This is a genomic window from Shewanella donghaensis, from assembly GCF_007567505.1.
GTDB classification, from domain to species: Bacteria; Pseudomonadota; Gammaproteobacteria; order Enterobacterales; family Shewanellaceae; genus Shewanella; species Shewanella donghaensis.
In genome coordinates this window covers 4,881,190-4,898,766 of sequence record NZ_CP041783.1, presented here as the reverse complement: position 1 = coordinate 4,898,766, position 17,577 = coordinate 4,881,190, and the positions used below count along the sequence as shown (strand labels likewise).

At 40.4% G+C, this 17,577-nt stretch carries 12 protein-coding genes; 1 reads left to right on the top strand and 11 read right to left on the bottom strand.

The features are described 5' to 3' along the window. Positions 1 to 29 precede the first annotated feature (29 nt). From FPK91_RS20835 to fabB, 11 genes are all read right to left on the bottom strand, one after another. Positions 30 to 497, bottom strand: a complete 468-nt coding sequence (locus tag FPK91_RS20835) for a hypothetical protein (protein ID WP_158638107.1) — start codon at positions 495 to 497, stop codon at positions 30 to 32. A 241-nt stretch (positions 498 to 738) separates the two neighbouring features. Further along, the gene (locus tag FPK91_RS20830) at positions 739 to 2,769 is read right to left on the bottom strand and encodes a DNA topoisomerase III (RefSeq protein WP_144214001.1); all 2,031 of its coding nucleotides are present in this window, start codon (positions 2,767 to 2,769) and stop codon (positions 739 to 741) included. A gap of 200 nt (positions 2,770 to 2,969) precedes the next feature. Then, positions 2,970 to 4,481, bottom strand: a complete 1,512-nt coding sequence (gene purF / locus FPK91_RS20825) for an amidophosphoribosyltransferase (protein WP_144213999.1) — start codon at positions 4,479 to 4,481, stop codon at positions 2,970 to 2,972. A 33-nt stretch (positions 4,482 to 4,514) separates the two neighbouring features. Then, positions 4,515 to 5,003 carry a CvpA family protein gene (locus tag FPK91_RS20820; RefSeq protein WP_144213997.1) on the bottom strand — a complete coding sequence of 163 codons (489 nt, stop codon included), beginning with the start codon at positions 5,001 to 5,003 and terminating at the stop codon, positions 4,515 to 4,517. A gap of 115 nt (positions 5,004 to 5,118) precedes the next feature. Continuing rightward, positions 5,119 to 5,709, bottom strand: coding sequence for an SPOR domain-containing protein (locus FPK91_RS20815; RefSeq protein ID WP_144213995.1), 591 nt, complete (start codon positions 5,707 to 5,709; stop codon positions 5,119 to 5,121). Positions 5,710 to 5,713: 4 nt separating this feature from the next. After that, positions 5,714 to 7,027: a bifunctional tetrahydrofolate synthase/dihydrofolate synthase gene (gene folC / locus FPK91_RS20810; protein WP_227006643.1), complete on the bottom strand. Its 1,314-nt coding sequence runs from the start codon at positions 7,025 to 7,027 to the stop codon at positions 5,714 to 5,716. Between the two features lie 96 nt (positions 7,028 to 7,123). Further along, positions 7,124 to 7,909 carry a tRNA pseudouridine(38-40) synthase TruA gene (gene truA, locus FPK91_RS20805; RefSeq protein ID WP_144213993.1) on the bottom strand — a complete coding sequence of 262 codons (786 nt, stop codon included), beginning with the start codon at positions 7,907 to 7,909 and terminating at the stop codon, positions 7,124 to 7,126. A 168-nt stretch (positions 7,910 to 8,077) separates the two neighbouring features. After that, complete coding sequence (locus FPK91_RS20800) at positions 8,078 to 11,500, bottom strand: FimV/HubP family polar landmark protein (protein WP_144213991.1); 3,423 nt, start codon at positions 11,498 to 11,500, stop codon at positions 8,078 to 8,080. Positions 11,501 to 11,694: 194 nt separating this feature from the next. After that, positions 11,695 to 12,711: an aspartate-semialdehyde dehydrogenase gene (locus tag FPK91_RS20795; RefSeq protein ID WP_144213989.1), complete on the bottom strand. Its 1,017-nt coding sequence runs from the start codon at positions 12,709 to 12,711 to the stop codon at positions 11,695 to 11,697. Positions 12,712 to 12,713: 2 nt separating this feature from the next. Continuing rightward, a complete protein-coding gene (locus FPK91_RS20790; RefSeq protein WP_144213987.1) occupies positions 12,714 to 13,847 on the bottom strand; it encodes a 4-phosphoerythronate dehydrogenase in 1,134 nt (377 codons plus the stop codon). A gap of 234 nt (positions 13,848 to 14,081) precedes the next feature. Further along, positions 14,082 to 15,293 carry a beta-ketoacyl-ACP synthase I gene (gene fabB / locus FPK91_RS20785; RefSeq protein ID WP_144213985.1) on the bottom strand — a complete coding sequence of 404 codons (1,212 nt, stop codon included), beginning with the start codon at positions 15,291 to 15,293 and terminating at the stop codon, positions 14,082 to 14,084. Between the two features lie 136 nt (positions 15,294 to 15,429). Between fabB and mnmC the strand changes: the two genes are divergently transcribed. After that, the gene (mnmC, locus tag FPK91_RS20780; protein ID WP_227006642.1) at positions 15,430 to 17,544 is read left to right on the top strand and encodes an FAD-dependent 5-carboxymethylaminomethyl-2-thiouridine(34) oxidoreductase MnmC; all 2,115 of its coding nucleotides are present in this window, start codon (positions 15,430 to 15,432) and stop codon (positions 17,542 to 17,544) included. Positions 17,545 to 17,577: the final 33 nt, after the last annotated feature.

Below are 17,577 nucleotides of genomic sequence, written 5' to 3'. Positions count from 1 at the left end.
ACAAGATCGGAAAAGCGAAAAACGAGCTTTTATACGAAGCGGGTGTGGTGGTGACTGTAAAGGCTATTGCCGTCTTTCCAGCCGGAAACGCGAGAAATAGAACTTGAGATCTGACTTGTCCAATGGTCAACAAACTTTGGAGTATCGACTGAAGTTGTAAATGAATGAAGAAAAACAGGTTCCATAAAAGCAACCAACAAGAAGTAGTTAGGTGTTCTACCAACACCTGCACGGTTATCACTGCTCACAACCCGTCTTGCATCATTTACAAAATTGAAATTATCAATTTGTTCTACTAGAGGTTGCTCTGTTTGCGGGGCTGCTATTGCTGAGTCGCCGCCATCAAGGGCTAACAACACTAATCTTTCCGATGCAATTTGGCTATCTTGTATCCCAACGTTTTGATTAAAAATAACCGACTGCTCATCCGCCATCACTGAGTATGAACTCAACGACAGAAGCAATAGCATCATTATTTTTAAGCTGCGAAGAAACAAAATTAATACCCTGCATTCAAAAGAGGTAATATTATAAACATAAATGAGGCCAACCTTTACATCTATAATTTACACCTCTCGTAAAAAGTAAAATAAAAACAGTTTAAAACGAATCAATTCAGTAACTTAAGTGGTATATTAATCTTTATTTAACTTGATGTTATTGGCTTATTTTTACGTGGTTTATTTTGTATAAATTTGATTAGTTTAGTTATGATTAACCTAGCCCAGTTAACTTTAGCTACTTTTTACCAGCAGTACGTTTTACCTTACCTGCACTCTTTGTAGCGTTATTACTTGTCGAGCTTTTAGCTGCTGAATTTTTAGTTGAGGTAGCTTTGCGCTTGTAACCATTATTAGCCGCACCGCGGCTCTTCTTATACTTACTTTTATATCCAGGCCCTGCGATCCCTTGTAAAGCAGTAGGCAATTGGTTGGAGGCTTGCTCAATCAATTGATGTAACTGAGTCAATAATGGCTCCATGAAGGCATCATATCTGAGCTGCTTTTGGCTTATCGCATCCAGACTACTTTCCCATAATGCCGTCATATCAGGTGTAGTAGCGCTCTCAGGTAAAGAATTAATCAATCCAACGCCTACTGGGGTGGCGATAATCGATTTACCCTGCCTCAATAAATACCCGCGATTAAAGAGTAATTCAATAATACCTGCCCGAGTGGCCTCGGTACCAAGGCCGTCGGTGTCTTTTAAAATTTTCTTCACTTCACTATTGGTAACATAGCGATTAATCCCTGTCATTGCGCCGAGCAAAGTCGCATCAGTAAAATGCTTTGGTGGTTGGGTTATTTTTTCAAGTAATTGCCCACGTTCACAATGCAGAATTTGGCCCTTAGCCAGTGGTGGTAATGTCGCTAGCTCATCATTTTCAGTTTCTTGTTTATCTGCATTTTTTGAAAACAGCACTTTCCAACCTAATGACAGTTCGACCTTGGCTTTAGTGGTAAATAGCCCACCAGCAATAGTGACTTCTACAACCGTCTCATCGTAAATATAAGCAGGATAAAACTGGGCTAGGTATTGTCTTGCAACATGAGAATATATTTGCGCTTCTCTGGTTGACAGATTTGAAAGGTTTGTTACTTTTTCCGTTGGAATTATTGCATGGTGGGCATCAACTTTTTTATCATTCCACGCTTTAGATTTAAGCTTAGCATTAGGCGAATCAGCCTTAGAAGTTAAGCCAGCATCATTGCTTAACACAGCACGAATAACTTGTGGTGCAAGGCCATGTTGTTCTGCAGGTAAGTAACGACTATCCGAACGAGGGTAGGTAATTAATTTATGTCTTTCATATAAGCTCTGACAGGTATCAAGCACTTCTTTGGCGCTCATACCAAACCGTTTTGCGGCATCAATTTGAAGACTTGATAAACTATAAGGCAACGGTGGGTTTTGACGTTTATTCTTTGATTCTAGCTTAGTGACTTCACCCGGTTTATTGGCAATACGCCCAACTACGTTTTCTGCTAAGCCTTTGGCTAATACTCTGCCTTCTTCATCCATATATGGCTGACAGGCTTCACTGGGTTTCCACTTAGCGGTAAAAGTTTGTTGTTTGTCTGTGAGTAAATGAGCCAAGACTTCATAGAATGCTTTAGGTTGAAAATGAGCAATCTCTTCATCTCGTCTCACTACCAACCCTAACACTGGCGTTTGCACGCGGCCAACTGACAGTACACCTTGATAACCTACTTTTTTACCTTGGATAGTATAAGCACGGGTCATATTCATACCGTAGAGCCAATCAGCGCGACTACGAGCTAAAGCTGATGTCGATAGAGGTACAAACTCTTTATTGGTTCGCATCTGCCCTAAGGCGCGTTTAACGGCTGATGGGTTAAGGTCACTAATCAGTAAACGTTGAGTTTGAGCAAGCTTGTCTGCCTTGACACCAGCATGGGATATCACTTCATCAACCAGTAACTGCCCTTCTCTATCAGGATCGCCTGCGTTAACTAAACTCGATGCCTGTTTGATGAGTTTTTTTAACGTACTGAGCTGAGTCCGAGTATTGGTTTTGGGTTTTAGCTTCCACTTAGCAGGCACGATAGGTAAATGGGCTAGTTGCCATGATTTATAAGCGGGATCGTAGGCATCTGGTTCAGCCTGCTCTAATAAATGTCCAATACACCAAGAAACACAATCACCATTTGCACTCATTATAAAACCATCACCTTTTTTATGAGGTTTTGGTAATACGTCAGCAATCGCGCGGCCTAAACTCGGTTTTTCAGCAATGTAGAGGATCATAAATTTATTATACTTTTAAAGCACTGTATGAAATTACAGTACAATTTAGCCCAGACCTTAATTAACTGCAACCGTTTTACTTTAACGCGAGAAGATATTTGGGTAAAAAATGGTAATTTATTAAGAACGACCAAAAGCTCAAAATGCAAAAAAGCCAGCAAACTGCTGGCTTTTCATCAAAAATCTAGCCTAGAAAACGTTTAAGGATGACACACGTTATGCATTTCTAAGTTAGTACCAATATCTTTACTATTGGCTTTTGCATCATCATTACGTAACTGAGTAAGGTGATCTAAGTAAGCTTGATCAACATCGTTGGTAATGTACTGCCCATCAAATACAGACGTTTCAAAACGCTTAATTTCAGGGTTTTCCATACCGACAGCATCAACCAAGTCCGTTAAGTCTTGGAAAATAATACCATCCGCGCCAATGATTTTAGCAATTTCATCTGCGTCACGACCGTGAGCAATTAGCTCATTGGTGGTTGGCATATCAATACCATAAACATTTGGGAAACGAATTTCAGGTGCAGCAGAAGCAAAGTAAACTTTCTTTGCGCCAGCATCACGTGCCATTTCAATGATTTGTTCAGAAGTGGTACCACGAACAATTGAATCATCCACAAGCAACACGTTTTTGCCTTCAAATTCAGTTTTGATTGCGTTAAGTTTGCGACGAACAGATTTCTTACGCTCTTGTTGACCCGGCATAATGAAAGTACGGCCAATATAACGATTTTTAACAAAACCTTGACGGTAAGGCAGTTCCATACAGCGGGCAATTTCAAGGGCGATATCGCAAGATGTTTCAGGAATAGGGATAACAACATCAATGTCATGATCTTCCCATTCTTTCTGAATTTTCGCGCCTAATTTAGCCCCCATATTTACACGGCTAGCATATACCGACATTTTATCGATAGTCGAATCCGGACGCGCAAAGTAAACAAATTCAAAAATACAAGGTGAGTAGCTAGGCTCAACAGCACATTGGCGAGTAAACAACTGACCATCAAGTGAAATATAAACCGCTTCACCTGGTGCTACATCGCGCATGACTTCAAAGCCAACAGCATCGAGTGCAACACTTTCCGATGCAACCATGTATTCAGTGCCCGTTGGTGTTTCATGCTTACCTAACACTAATGGACGAATACCAAATGGGTCGCGAAATGCCACTAAACCTTGGCCAATGATCATGGCTGCTGCTGCATAAGCACCGCGGGTTTGCGCGTGTACTTTTGCCACAGCATCAAATACTTCATCAGCGCTCAACGTTAAGCTGCGCGTTTCTTGAAGTTCATTAGCAAGTAAGTTTAATAACACTTCTGAATCAGAGGTGGTATTCACATGACGACGCTTTTTAACCAGCCCTTCAGCAAGTTCAACTGTATTAGTTAAGTTACCGTTGTGGGCTAAGGAAATACCAAATGGCGAGTTAACATAAAAAGGTTGAGCTTCTGATGCACTAGAGCTACCCGCAGTTGGATAACGAACGTGCCCAATACCTGCATTACCTTGAAGGCGCTGCATATGCTTAATTTCGAATACGTCTTTAACGAGTCCATTTGCCTTACGTAAACGAAATGCACTTTTGTCCACAGTCACGATACCTGCTGCATCTTGACCACGGTGCTGAAGCACGGTCAACGCATCATAAATGGTTTGATTAACCGATGACTGACCAACTATTCCGACGATACCACACATGGGTAAGCTTCCTCATTGTAAGATGTTTTATATTTATATTTTGGGTACAAAGCTGGAGGTGTTTTCCAAATAGTCAAAAAACCACTGAATAACCACACCAAATTGGGGTACAAGTTCTGAATCCGTCCACCAGTCTTGACTTGAAGCACCGGTAAAAGCATCCATGAAAAATAATAGTGCGCTGACGATTAACGCCCCGCGTATTGCGCCAAAACAAAGGCCAAGTACACGATCGGTACCTGATAAACCTGTTTTGGAGACTAACTGACCTAATACGTAGTTAACTAGGGCACCAAGTAGCAGTGTTGCGATAAATAAAATAGCAATAGCAACGCCGTTACGCAGCATCTCGTCGTTCATCTGAGTTAGGTGAACAGCAAGATCTTGATAAAATTGGCTAGCAATAAAAAAAGCAGCGAACCATACCACTAGGGACATGGCTTCTTTGGCAAATCCGCGTATCAAACTGATGACAGTTGATAGGCCGATAACGATGAGAATAGCGTAATCAATCCAAACCATTGAGAGAGGGATCCGGTATAGATGTTAAGACGGCGCGATTCTAACAGAGACAGAAAAGATTCTCACCTCTAGCAGAATAAATTGACTTTGCGCTGAAAAAAACAATGATGAATAGTTAGTTTTCTAAGGGATTGTATTGAACAATCTTGCCTTGAAGACCGGTTATTTTTTTAATTTTTTGTTGATATGATTTGAGTTTTTCAGCGGTTAATTCAGGTCCAACAAAGACTTTGGTTAATGAACCATCGATAGGTTTTGCTGGTAATGTGTATGCTGTAAAACCATTTTTTCTTAGTTGTTTAACTAAGCCATCAACATTTTGCGCATTGGTAAAAGCACCGAGTTGCAATGTAAAACCCGCTTTAACCGGCTGCACTTGCTTTACGGGTGCTGCAGTTGGCTTATTAACTGGTGCTTTAGCAACGGTTTCAGCCGCTTTGTTTGGGGCGGTATTAACTTGTTGTGATTTTGCTTCTTGTGCTAGGTCTTGTGTTGCGGCAATTTCTTCAACTTCAAACGTTTCAGGCGTGTAGCCATCACCAATATCATCACTGGTTTGTTCTGCGATAACGGGGCGCAATGGGATCTCGGTAAACTCTTCTACTTGACGTTGTTTTTTGCCATCTAATAGATCAGGCAAAAAAATCACACCCAATGCCACAATGACAACGGTGCCAACTAATCGATTTTGAAATTGACCAGACAAATGTTTATTCCCTTTCTAATAATTCATTAAATGCTGCCACAGTGTAAAATGAGCCAAAAACAATTACCACATCATCTGCGTTTAAATTTGCTTTAATGCTTTGCCAAGCATGATCCATGGACTCAAACTGTGACGATGACAAGCTTGCATCTAATTTGTTTACTAAGTCAGCAGCATTGCTGCCACGCTCGACGGTTAAGGTCGCAAAATTCCACTCATCAACCACAGCTTCAAGTTCAACTAATACTGCAGCAGCATCTTTGTCTTTTAACATGCCACACAATGCAATAATGCGAGCAGGCTTAAAACGCTGTAATTGGGTGGCTAAATATTTGGCAGCATGAGGGTTATGAGCAACATCGACCCAGACTTTGGCTTGATTCGGTTGATTTAAAACACATTCAAAGCGACCGGATAAACTTGCTTTCGCAATACCGATTTTTATATCAGCGTCTGAAATTTGTGGCCATGTTTGTTCGATAACAGCAATTGCCGTTGCCGCATTTGCAAGAGGAAGCTGCGGTAATGGTATCGCCTCTATAATGCGGTTACGACTTTGATATTGCCAAGTGTTAGTTTGTGTAGAGATTGACTCTTCATTGATCGAATAACTAAAATCTTTATTAACGCGATATTCATTAGCGTTAATTGTCTTAGCATAATCAGTAATAGTTTGTGGGGTGTCAGGTTCGCCTATCACCGCTAATTTTTTAGCTCTGAACACACCCGCTTTCTCTCTGCCCACTAACTCTCTAGTGTCACCTAGATACTCTTGATGATCGATATCAATGGAGGTAATGACACTCACATCAGCATCGATAATATTAGTCGCATCTAACCGACCACCTAAACCGACTTCAAGTAAAACGATATCTGGTGCTGCCAGCTTAAAGATATACAGGCCCGCTAAGGTCGCAAACTCAAAATAACTTAAGGATATTTCGGCTCGAGCAATTTCAATTGCGCTAAATGCCTCGATTAAAAGGCTATCTTCAACATCTTTATGGTCAAGCCTAACGCGCTCGTTAAAGTTCACTAAATGCGGCGAACTATAAACCCCAACCGTAAATCCCGCTTGTAAAAATACCGACTCTAACATCGCACATGTGGTGCCTTTGCCGTTAGTACCAGCGACAATGATAACTTTAGATTCAGATAGCGTTAATGCATTCAACCGCTTAGCTACTTCAGTAACTCGGGTTAACCCCATCTCAATTTCTGTAGGATGAATCGACAATAGATAATCTAACCATTGAGATAAACTTGCATCCGCTGCAGGCTTAGTGGTTAATTGGTTGTTATTATCAGTATTCATCATGTCCCTTTAGAATTGTCCAACATTATTCGTTTAAACGTCTGGCTAAGCTTACTGATACTTTGACAAACTCGCCTTAGACCAGCTAATAACTGAGAATTAATCAAGCATAAACAGCGGCCCCATAGGCGGCTTAGGTAAATTGTAATGCTCTGGGTAGGTTACATCCACAAGATATAAACCATGGGGTTTAGAGGTGGGGGCTGCAAACTTTCGATCTTTTAATTCCAGTAATTCATTAACCCATTCAACTTTTTGATGGGACTGACCAATTTCAAGTAATGTCCCTACAATGTTACGCACCATATGATGTAAAAAAGCATTCGCTTTGATATCAATAACGATGAATGAACCTTGACGAGTAATATTAATAAATTCAATGGTTCTTACAGGACTATGAGCTTGGCATTGAAGTGCTCTAAAGCTAGTAAAATCATGTTTGCCAACGAACAATTGTGCACCTTGATGCATCAATTCGTGGTCGAGGGGATATTGGTAATGTGTTATACCATGAGTCAGGATACCAGGTCTGAGGGTACTGTTACTAATAATGTAACGATATCGGCGCGCTGTAGCTGAAAAACGAGCATGAAATGTCTCATCGACTTCCTGTGCCCATCGAATAGCAATATTGTTGGGCAACTTAGCATTGATACCTAAGGTCCAAGCTGACATTTTTCTAATAGCTTGAGTGTCAAAATGTACGACCTGTCCAGTGCCATGCACACCTGAATCAGTACGGCCTGCACAGATGATTTCAATGGGTTCATTGGCGATAGATGATAAAGCTTTTTCTATTCGAGCTTGTACTGAATCAACATCTTTTTGTCTCTGCCAACCGAAATATTGACTACCATCGTACTCGACGCCTAAGGCCACACGCATTGACTAATTCCTCTAGATTTAAGAGCGCGCATTTTATAACAAATTAACTAAAGATGTAATGTAAAAGCAATGACCGTCGTCTTAGTTTGCATACAGCAAACAAAAACGGCGCAGTATCTGCGCCGTTTTCAAAAAAATCATATAAAGCTAATCACACAAAACTTGTTCTTATTTCATATCACTAAGTAGTTTTGTTGCTTCAACTTGTTGACGTTCATTACCATCAATATTCACTTCTGCAAGTAGCGCTTTTGCTGAATCTTCATCTTCAATTTCAATATAAGCACGTGCTAAATCTAATTTGGCATTAACGGAGTTTTCTTCATCATCAACATCAATCATTTCGGCGTTGCCGATGAGAGCATTAACTTCGCCCACATCAACTTCAACATCTTTATATTGATCACTGACATCAACGACTTCGTCGGCATCATTTAACAAAGCATCTATATCGATATAATCGTTACTTTTTTCAAAGCTAGCAAGTGCATCTTCAGTGGGTTCGCTGGGTTTACTTTCTTTAGCATCAAGCGCTGCAAGCGCTTCCTCAACAGTCAAATTATCTTCAATTAAACTGTCATCGATTAACTGGTCTTCATTTGAATCATCAGCAGGATTAACAGAATCTTGATTACTCGCTTGTTTGAATAATTCTGCTTCCCAGTCTAACGATGCTGAATCAGTCTTAGTTGATTTTAAATCGTCAAAAAAGCCCGACTCTTTAGCTTGGAAATCGACCTGACCATCGAGCGACTCATTTTCATCAACCAAGTTTAAATCAGTTTCATCTGTCGCTGACAAACCCGCTAACATGGTATCAAACTCAGCTTCAGATGCATTATTGTCATCTGCGGTGAATAATGGCTGCTCATCATCTTCTAACTTATCCACATCAAAATCAGCCAGCAAAGCGTCTAAGTCATCAATGTCAGTATTAGTCTCTTTAGCGCTATCCGATTCGATGGACTTCTCAGCAGCTAATAGCTCATTAACCAGAGGGTTATCTTGGGCATCATCTTCAATGTCTAGCGTGGCTTCATCGCCAGTGGCAAATGTTAGCCCATCTGTTGATGTTTCACCTAAATTCGTATCGTTAGAAACAGGTTCTGGTGTTGTATCAAGATCGGCAAGTAGTGCATCTAAATCGGTATCAAGTGTTTCCTGATCATCTTCTTGCTCTAATTCCGCTGCTATTTGGGCTGCAAAATCATCGGCACCTTCAAATGACTCTTCGGCTTTATCTGGCACTTCGGTTTCTAAATCAGAAATCAATGAATCAATGTCGGTATTATCGGTATCAATTTCAAGGTCTGACTCAATTTGTTCAAGCTCTGAAGTCAGTTCCTGTTCAACATTTTCAGGGACTAACGGTGAAAACTCTTTATCTGTATCAACTTCAGCGATTAGCTCATCGATATTATCTGTTTCATCTAACGTAACAGCGACATCATCCTCTAATTCAGCTGCTATCTCTGCAGTAAAATCATGTGGAACTTCGGCGTTATCTTCTACATCAATAGATGCTAATAAGTTGTCGATATCATCTTGCGAATCGCTAACTGATGCTTCAGCAGCTTTAACTTGGATTTCGCTGTCTTCAACTACAGGTTCTTCTGCTGGTAGATCAAAGTCAGCTAATAAACTGTCAATATCATCCTGTGGATCACTTACTGACGCTTCAGTAGTAGATTCAACTTCGGTTTCACTATCTTCAATGACAGGTTCTTCTGCTGGTAAATCAAAGTCAGCCAACAAACTATCGATATCATCTTGTGGATCACTTACTGACGCTTCAGTAGTAGATTCAACTTCAGTTTCACTATCTTCAATGACAGATTCTTCTGCTGGTAAATCTAAGTCAGCCAACAAACTATCGATATCATCTTGTGGATCACTTACTGACGCTTCAGTAGTAGATTCAACTTCAGTTTCACTATCTTCAATGACAGGTTCTTCTGCCGGTAAATCAAAGTCAGCTAATAAGCTGTCGATATCATCTTGGGGATCACTTGCTGGTGCTTCAGCAGCGGATTCAACTTCTGTTGCACTATCTTCAACGACTGATTCTTCTGCCGGTAAATCAAAGTCAGCTAATAGGCTGTCAATATCATCTTGGGGATCACTTGCTGGTGCTTCAGCAGCGGATTCAACTTCTGTTGCACTATCTTCAACGACTGATTCTTCTGCCGGTAAATCAAAGTCAGCTAATAAGCTGTCGATATCATCTTGCGGATCTGCCTTAGGCTCTGAAACTGCAGGTTCTTCAGCAGGCATGTCGAACTCAGCTAATAGACTATCTAAATCTTCTTCGTCAGTTTTATCGTCATTAACATCAGCGGGTAATTCATCAAGACCATCAAGTAAACTATCAAAATCTTCTTCATCTGATTCGAGAGGCTGCAAGTCATCTTCTTGCTCTTCCATGGCTTCAGCCCATAAATCATCTAAAGAAGTCCCTTCATCTTCTTCAGTCGCTATGTCTTCATTTGCTTCTTCCTCGACAATATACATCTCTGCATTATCTGGTTCATCTAAAGTTAGCTCATCGCTACTTTCATCATCGTCGAGGTGAATTGCAAGACTTTCTATATCGTCTAAATTGTCTAAATTGTCTAAATCATTAGTTTCAGCTAAAGCTTCATTCGACTCTGCGTTATTAATAGGTTCTTGCACATCTTGAGAAGATTGATTGTTTTTACGACGCATTAACCAGAAAATAAATAGGAAAATCAGGATGAGTGGCAATGCAGCAGCAATAGCTAACAACAGCATATTGTCAGAAAGTGAACGCCAGAAATCAGCAGGTTCTTCTACCACTGCAGGTTTGCTGGTTTCTTCTATTAATTGTTTATGGGCAGTTTCAAGAGCGACCTGCTTTTCAGACAGTAATTGAAAGTCTTCTTGTAACATTGATAACTGCAGGGTTAGCTCTTGGATTTTAGACTTTAACGCTACATTGTCTGCATCCTTAATCATTAGCATATCTTCAGAACGTGCTAATTCATCCGTCAAAGACAAACTCTTATTTTGCTCATCTTCTAATTTAATCGTTAATTCATCAATCATTGGCTGACTGGCATTAACGGTTTCCTTGGGCTTTTCGGCGATAATCTGCAACGGTTTTTGAGGCGAGACAGCTTTTGGTTGCACTGCTGGAGTAGTAACCGTTTGTTGCGAATTTGGGGTTTGGTTAGCATTAGGCAGACGTTTATCGTTATTTTCGGCTCTAACTTTGGCATCAACTTTAGATATTTGTCCCATAACATCAGCAGAAGGGACTAACAGGGTCATGCCACGTTCTAAAGAATTATAATTATCGCTACTAAAGGCATGCGGATTAGCATCAAATAATGCCGCCATCACTTGGTAAATAGAAATATTACTATTCGGTCTTACTTTTTGAGCAATACTCCAAAAAGTGTCTGCTGATGTTGTAGGTCCATATTGACGTGCAACGGTTGAATTGACCTCACCATTAGGCCCGGTGATTTTTAGAGTCTCTGCATGGGCAGGTTCAATAAATGAATAAGCAGAAACAGCGACCAGTGCACAGGCCATTATGCCAACAAAATAAGAATTACGAAGCATCATCAATCTTTCCCTTTTAGCGCTATGGGGTTGTCATCATGACAACTGGCTTTAGGCAATTGTATTTATTAGTTTTAGTATTAAGACTATAAACCAGATTTAATTACCCTGCTACTGCGAACAACGGTAAAACGAAAAAAGCCTACAGGCTGCAGGCTTTTTAATCTAAATAGCTCTATTTGTAGAGATATATCGTCTTAATAATAATCTCTAATTAAGACTTCAGCTATTTGAACACTGTTTAAAGCAGCACCTTTACGTATGTTATCGGCTGTAACCCACAAATTTATACCATAATCATGAGAAATATCTTTTCTCACACGGCCAACAAATACAGGGTCGGTACCCGCTGCATCAGTGACTACAGTAGGGTAATCTTCGTCATTTTCAAATAACACAATGCCTTCTGCATCTCGTAAAACCGCTTTAATTTCTTCAGCTTCAGCAGGTTGACGTGTTTCTAGATGTACAGCTTCTGAATGACCGTAAAAAACAGGTACACGCACTGCTGTTGGATTAACCACGATATCGTGATCACCAAAAATCTTCTGGGTTTCCCACACCATTTTCATTTCTTCTTTGGTGTAGCCATTATCCATAAATACATCAATTTGAGGTAATACGTTAAAGGCAATTTGTTTAGGGTATACCTTGTTTTCAGCAGGTAGACCTTGTAATAATTTTGATGTTTGACCCGCTAGTTCATCAATTGCTTGCTTACCTGATCCAGACACAGATTGGTAAGTTGCCACGTTAATACGCGAGATACCAAATGCGTCATAAATAGGTTTTAAGGCAACTAACATTTGGATAGTTGAGCAATTAGGGTTTGCAATGATATTTCGGTTACGGAAATCTGCAATGGCTTCAGGGTTAACCTCAGGTATGACTAATGGCACATCGATGTCATAACGAAAGTGAGAGGTGTTATCAATAACAACACAACCTTGTTCACCTGCTATAGGAGCCCATTTAGCAGAAACATCGCCACCAGCTGAGAAGAAACCAATTTGAGCAGTGCTCCAATCGAACGTTTCCACATCAAGAATTTCGACTTGTTTACCATTAAAGCTAACCGTTTCACCTGCACTGCGGCTACTGGCTAATGGGTATAAGTTTGCTACCGGAAACTTTCGCTCTTCGAGGATCTCAATCATAGTTTGACCCACTGCGCCCGACGCACCTAAAACAACAACATTAAATTCCTGTGACATAATTAACGCTCGACTCCTGAAAATCCTAATTTATAAATACAATTTACCTCACTATGCCCTGTGTTGACTAGCGACAATGCACTAAATTCGCGTCTATGAGTGTGATTTTTTCTCATATGATCGAACCCATTGTTATTAAGGAAAGTTTTTCTAAACAATTCATCGTCATCTTTAAGTGAATAAACCAATCTCGCAATGGTTAATAATTGACTTTCGGTTAATTGCTCAGAAGAAGATACCTGATTAATGAAAAATGCAGGTAATAAACCCGATACCGATTTATCGTTGGGGATGGCTAAAATGTTGCACAATTTATCAAACAACATGAATGTGCCTTTCGCTTTGCCCTCTAAGCTATAACCGGCAATATGTGGCGTTGCAAATTCAGCTAATGGCACCAACTCTTCCATTGGGTTTGGTTCGCCTTCCCAGACATCTAATACTAATTTTAAATCATCACGTTGGCGCTTTACTTTTATCAAGGCTTTATTATCAATAACCTCACCACGACAACAGTTTAATAGCCAAGTATTGTCTCTTAACTGCATTAATCGAGTTTCATCGAATAAATACCAGGTTTGATCAATGCCATCTTTGGTAATCGGCACATGTAAACTGATGATATCGGCTTGTTCAATAATGGTATCTAATGACACGAATTGGCGTTTATCCGAATCGCTTTTTTCTAGAATCGGATCGCATAACAACACTTTCATACCATAAGCTGTTAAACACTTTTCTAAAGCCGAACCGGTATTGCCGGCACCAACAATGCCAACAACTTTGTTTTTAATGGGTTGATTAAACCGTTTGCCCAGCTCAAGCATGGCAATGAAAGCATACTCACCTACCGCGGTTGCATTGCAACCTGGTGCATTAGTAAAAGGAATATTTTTCTGAGCTAGATAATCTAAGTCGATGTGGTCAGTGCCAATGGTTGCACTGCCAACAAACATTAACTTGTTGGCTTTGGACAATAGTGCTTTATTCACTTTGGTCACAGAGCGCACTAACAATACATCGACATCGATTAATTGCTCTGACGCTAATGTTCTACCATTAACTCGTTCAATACTTCCTAAATGTCCAAATAATGCTTCCACATAGGGCATGTTTTCATCCGCAACGATTTTCATAAGTGCAATAAGCCATAAATACAGTGAATATGAACTTATTCTATCAAGTTATTAGAACCTATAGGTACCTATGAAATAGAAATATTGTTTTCGCTATCCATTGATTAACTTTGTTAAAAATAGCAATTAACCTATTTAAAAGCCATAAAAAGTCACCCACAAAAAAGCCTTCTAATCTGTCGACGAGAAGGCTTTAACTACTTTACAAACGACTCAGAAAGTCGAGGTAAAAGCTTATTTATACTTACGCATAACCAAAGTTGCGTTTGTACCACCGAAACCAAAGCTGTTACTCATGACTGTTGTCAGTTCTGCATCACGGTATTCAGTTACGATAGGAACACCTGCTGCTTTTTCGTCTGGCGTATCAATATTGATACTTGGAGCGATAAAACTGTTTTCCATCATCATCAAGCTATAAATCGCTTCATGAACACCAGCAGCGCCCAGTGCATGCCCAGTCATTGATTTAGTAGAAGCAACAGGAGGCATGTTTTCAGGGAAAACTTCATGCAAAGCTTCAAGCTCACGTACGTCACCTACAGGTGTAGAAGTGCCATGAGTATTGATATAATCAATTGGAGTATCAACATCAGCTAAGGCCATTTGCATACAACGTACAGCACCTTCACCTGATGGAGCAACCATGTCATAGCCATCAGAAGATGCACCATAACCAATGATTTCAGCATATATTTTAGCGCCGCGTGCTAACGCATGCTCTAATTCTTCAACCACCACGATTCCGCCGCCGCCAGAGATAACAAAACCATCACGGTCAGCATCATAAGTACGTGACGCTTTTTCAGGAGCGTCATTGTATTTCGTTGAAAGCGCGCCCATAGCATCGAAACCCATAGTTAGGGTCCAATCTAATTCTTCAGCACCACCAGCAAATACCATATCTTGCTTACCCATCTGGATTAGCTCAGCGGCATGGCCAATACAATGTGCAGAAGTGGCACAAGCTGAACTAATTGAATAGTTCATACCTTTAATTTTGAACGGTGTCGCTAAACATGCACTCGCTGTACTCGCCATAATGCGCGGTACAATGTAAGGGCCAACACGTTTAACGCTTTTTTCACGTAAAGTATCTGCGGCTTGAACTTGGTTTTTAGATGATGCACCACCAGTACCGACCACTAAACCCACACGATGATGAGAATATTGCTCCTCTGTCAAATTGGCATCACTAATAGCTTCTTGCATAGCGATATAAGCATAAGCGGCTGCATCGCCCATGAAGCGTAATGCTTTACGGTCAATATGGTCAGCAGGATTTAATTTAATTTCCCCCCAAACATGACTACGTAATTTCATTTCTTCAAATTGATCTGAATGGGTAATACCACTACGTCCAGCTTTTAATGACTCTGTCACTTCTTGCTTGTTATTACCGATGCTAGAAACCACACCTAAACCTGTAATTACGACTCTTTTCATTTTTTGCTATCCATTTTGTACATGTCAGTACCTAATTTTGCTGAGGCAATGATATCCGCTTTAGATGAATAAAGTGGTCAGCTTTCAGCAAACACAGGTAAAATAATCTCAATTGAATCATTTTGAGTAGCGAATTTTGACCAAATTAACCACTGACTTCCTTTTTGTTGACCGAGATTGTGCAACATTATCGGCCAAATATCCAAGTAGTTACTGTCAAAACCCTGATTATGCAGCAAGCATAAGGCATTATTATGAAACTGTCTTGTCAGACAATGCAGTCTCTAATAAAACTGTCTCAATTGCTCAAATAGGCTTAGGTATTGGTATGGAGCTGATGCAAGTTGGGCATTTAGCTAAAAAACATCAGCAAAAAACCCATTTAAGTTTATTTGAAACTAATTCAATAAATTCTGATGAAATAGCTTTTTTACAACAACATATTGATCAACAACACCCATTTTATTCGTTTGCACAGCAACTTAAAAATGCCTGCATAGCCAAAATTTCTGGCTGCCAACGACTTATTCTGAATGAAGGTTTATTCACCGTAGATCTCTATTTCGGCTCTTTATTAGTAAACTGTCAAAGCATTCCGAATGCTAAAGCCATGTCGATATCACATTGGCATTGGTTACCAAATACGATTACCCCATCATTTATAGATCAAAATATAAATGAAAAACTATTGTGGCAAATGGGTCGACTCAGTAGCGATGATGCCACGATTCACTTCAATAACAGTCATTTTGACAGTGAGTCAGCGCAGACAGCAAGCCTGAAATTAAACGAGTTAGCTGATAAAACAGGCTTTAATGTCAAATCTGACAACAATGTAAGCGCCATTGAAACAATGGATACCATTGCCATACAGGAGCGACAAGCACTGCGACATTCCAGTGACGCTATGTACGCCTATTGTTTAACACCCACCAATTCAATTAATCAAGTTGATGACTCCGTGGCGATTATCGGCGGCGGAATAGCTGCCGCGCACCTTGCCTTATCACTGATTGAGCGAGGTCAAAGTGTCACGATATATTGCAAAGATGACAAAGTTGCAGATGGCGCATCAGGTAACAAACAAGGCGCTATATATCCCCTATTAACGCCTGATAACAATCTAATGAGTCAGTATTTTCAGCAAGCCTTTTTATTTAGCCGTCGCCGTTTACAAGCTTTAACCCATTTAGGTCACCACGTTGATCATCAATTCTGCGGTGTTCTTCAAACAGGATTTGATGAACGCAGCGATGCCCGACTTGATAAAATAATGCTTGGACAAACGTGGCCAAAAGAAATCGCTTTTAGTGTTAATCCTCAAGAAGCAAATCAACTGGCCAATATTGACATCGATAAGCGCGCATTTTATTACCCTTGGGCTGGTTGGATTTGTCCTTTCGAGTTTGCGCAAGCCGCCTTAGATCATGCTTCAACACTTGCGACTAAAAACGGTTGTCAGCTAGACATTAAATTGAACACTAAAATTGATAAGCTTGAACCATTTGAAACTAATGAACCAGAATGCCACCAGAGTGGCTGGTATCTTGAAGTTAATAATTCAAAAGAAAGTAAACGTTTTGAACATTCAAAAGTGGTGGTTGCTTCTGGGGCTCAGTTAACGGAGTTTAGTCAAACTAAGTCATTGCAGGTCACTGGATTTCGCGGGCAAGTCAGTCATATCCCATCACAAGGCGAGCTTGCTAAGTTATCCACTGTAATTTGTGCTCACGGTTATCTCACACCTGAAAATAACCAACACCATTGCGTTGGAGCGAGTTATGTAAAGTCTCCTGAAAGCTTGGAATATTGCCCTACTGAGCAGCAAGAGAATGCTCAGAAAATGCATCATAGTTTTCCAGATCGTAATTGGCTTGCTGATATTAATGTGTCTGATGAAAAAGCGAGAGTAGGCGTAAGAATGGTGACGAGAGATCATTGCCCAATGATGGGATTAGCGCCCAATGTTGAAGCTATTTTCACCCAATACAACCAAGCACCGCTTGAGCAACACCAACACACTGTCGCTAGCCGAAAATTTTGGCAGCAGCACCACGCACCGAGTTATGATGATTTGTTTGTTCTTGGTGGACTAGGTTCTAGAGGGCTTAGTTCAGGCCCACTCGCCGCAGAAGCACTAGCTGCGATGATTTGCCAGCAAACATCACCGCTAAGCTATGACATGCTGGCGATGCTTAACCCTAATAGAATGTGGTTACGAAAGTTACTTAAAGGCAAAGCGTTAAACTAGTTTGTTCAAATTGAAGATGCCAACGATAAAATG

Coding starts and splice junctions, on each gene's coding strand:
- FPK91_RS20830 (WP_144214001.1), bottom strand. CDS start 2,769: ATGATCCTCTACATTGCTGAAAAACCGAGTTTAGGCCGCGCGATTGCT.
- folC (WP_227006643.1), bottom strand. CDS start 7,027: ATGATGAATACTGATAATAACAACCAATTAACCACTAAGCCTGCAGCG.
- FPK91_RS20795 (WP_144213989.1), bottom strand. CDS start 12,711: ATGTCACAGGAATTTAATGTTGTTGTTTTAGGTGCGTCGGGCGCAGTG.
- FPK91_RS20800 (WP_144213991.1), bottom strand. CDS start 11,500: ATGATGCTTCGTAATTCTTATTTTGTTGGCATAATGGCCTGTGCACTG.
- purF (WP_144213999.1), bottom strand. CDS start 4,481: ATGTGTGGTATCGTCGGAATAGTTGGTCAGTCATCGGTTAATCAAACC.
- FPK91_RS20790 (WP_144213987.1), bottom strand. CDS start 13,847: ATGAAAATCGTTGCGGATGAAAACATGCCCTATGTGGAAGCATTATTT.
- FPK91_RS20820 (WP_144213997.1), bottom strand. CDS start 5,003: ATGGTTTGGATTGATTACGCTATTCTCATCGTTATCGGCCTATCAACT.
- truA (WP_144213993.1), bottom strand. CDS start 7,909: ATGCGTGTGGCCTTAGGCGTCGAGTACGATGGTAGTCAATATTTCGGT.
- fabB (WP_144213985.1), bottom strand. CDS start 15,293: ATGAAAAGAGTCGTAATTACAGGTTTAGGTGTGGTTTCTAGCATCGGT.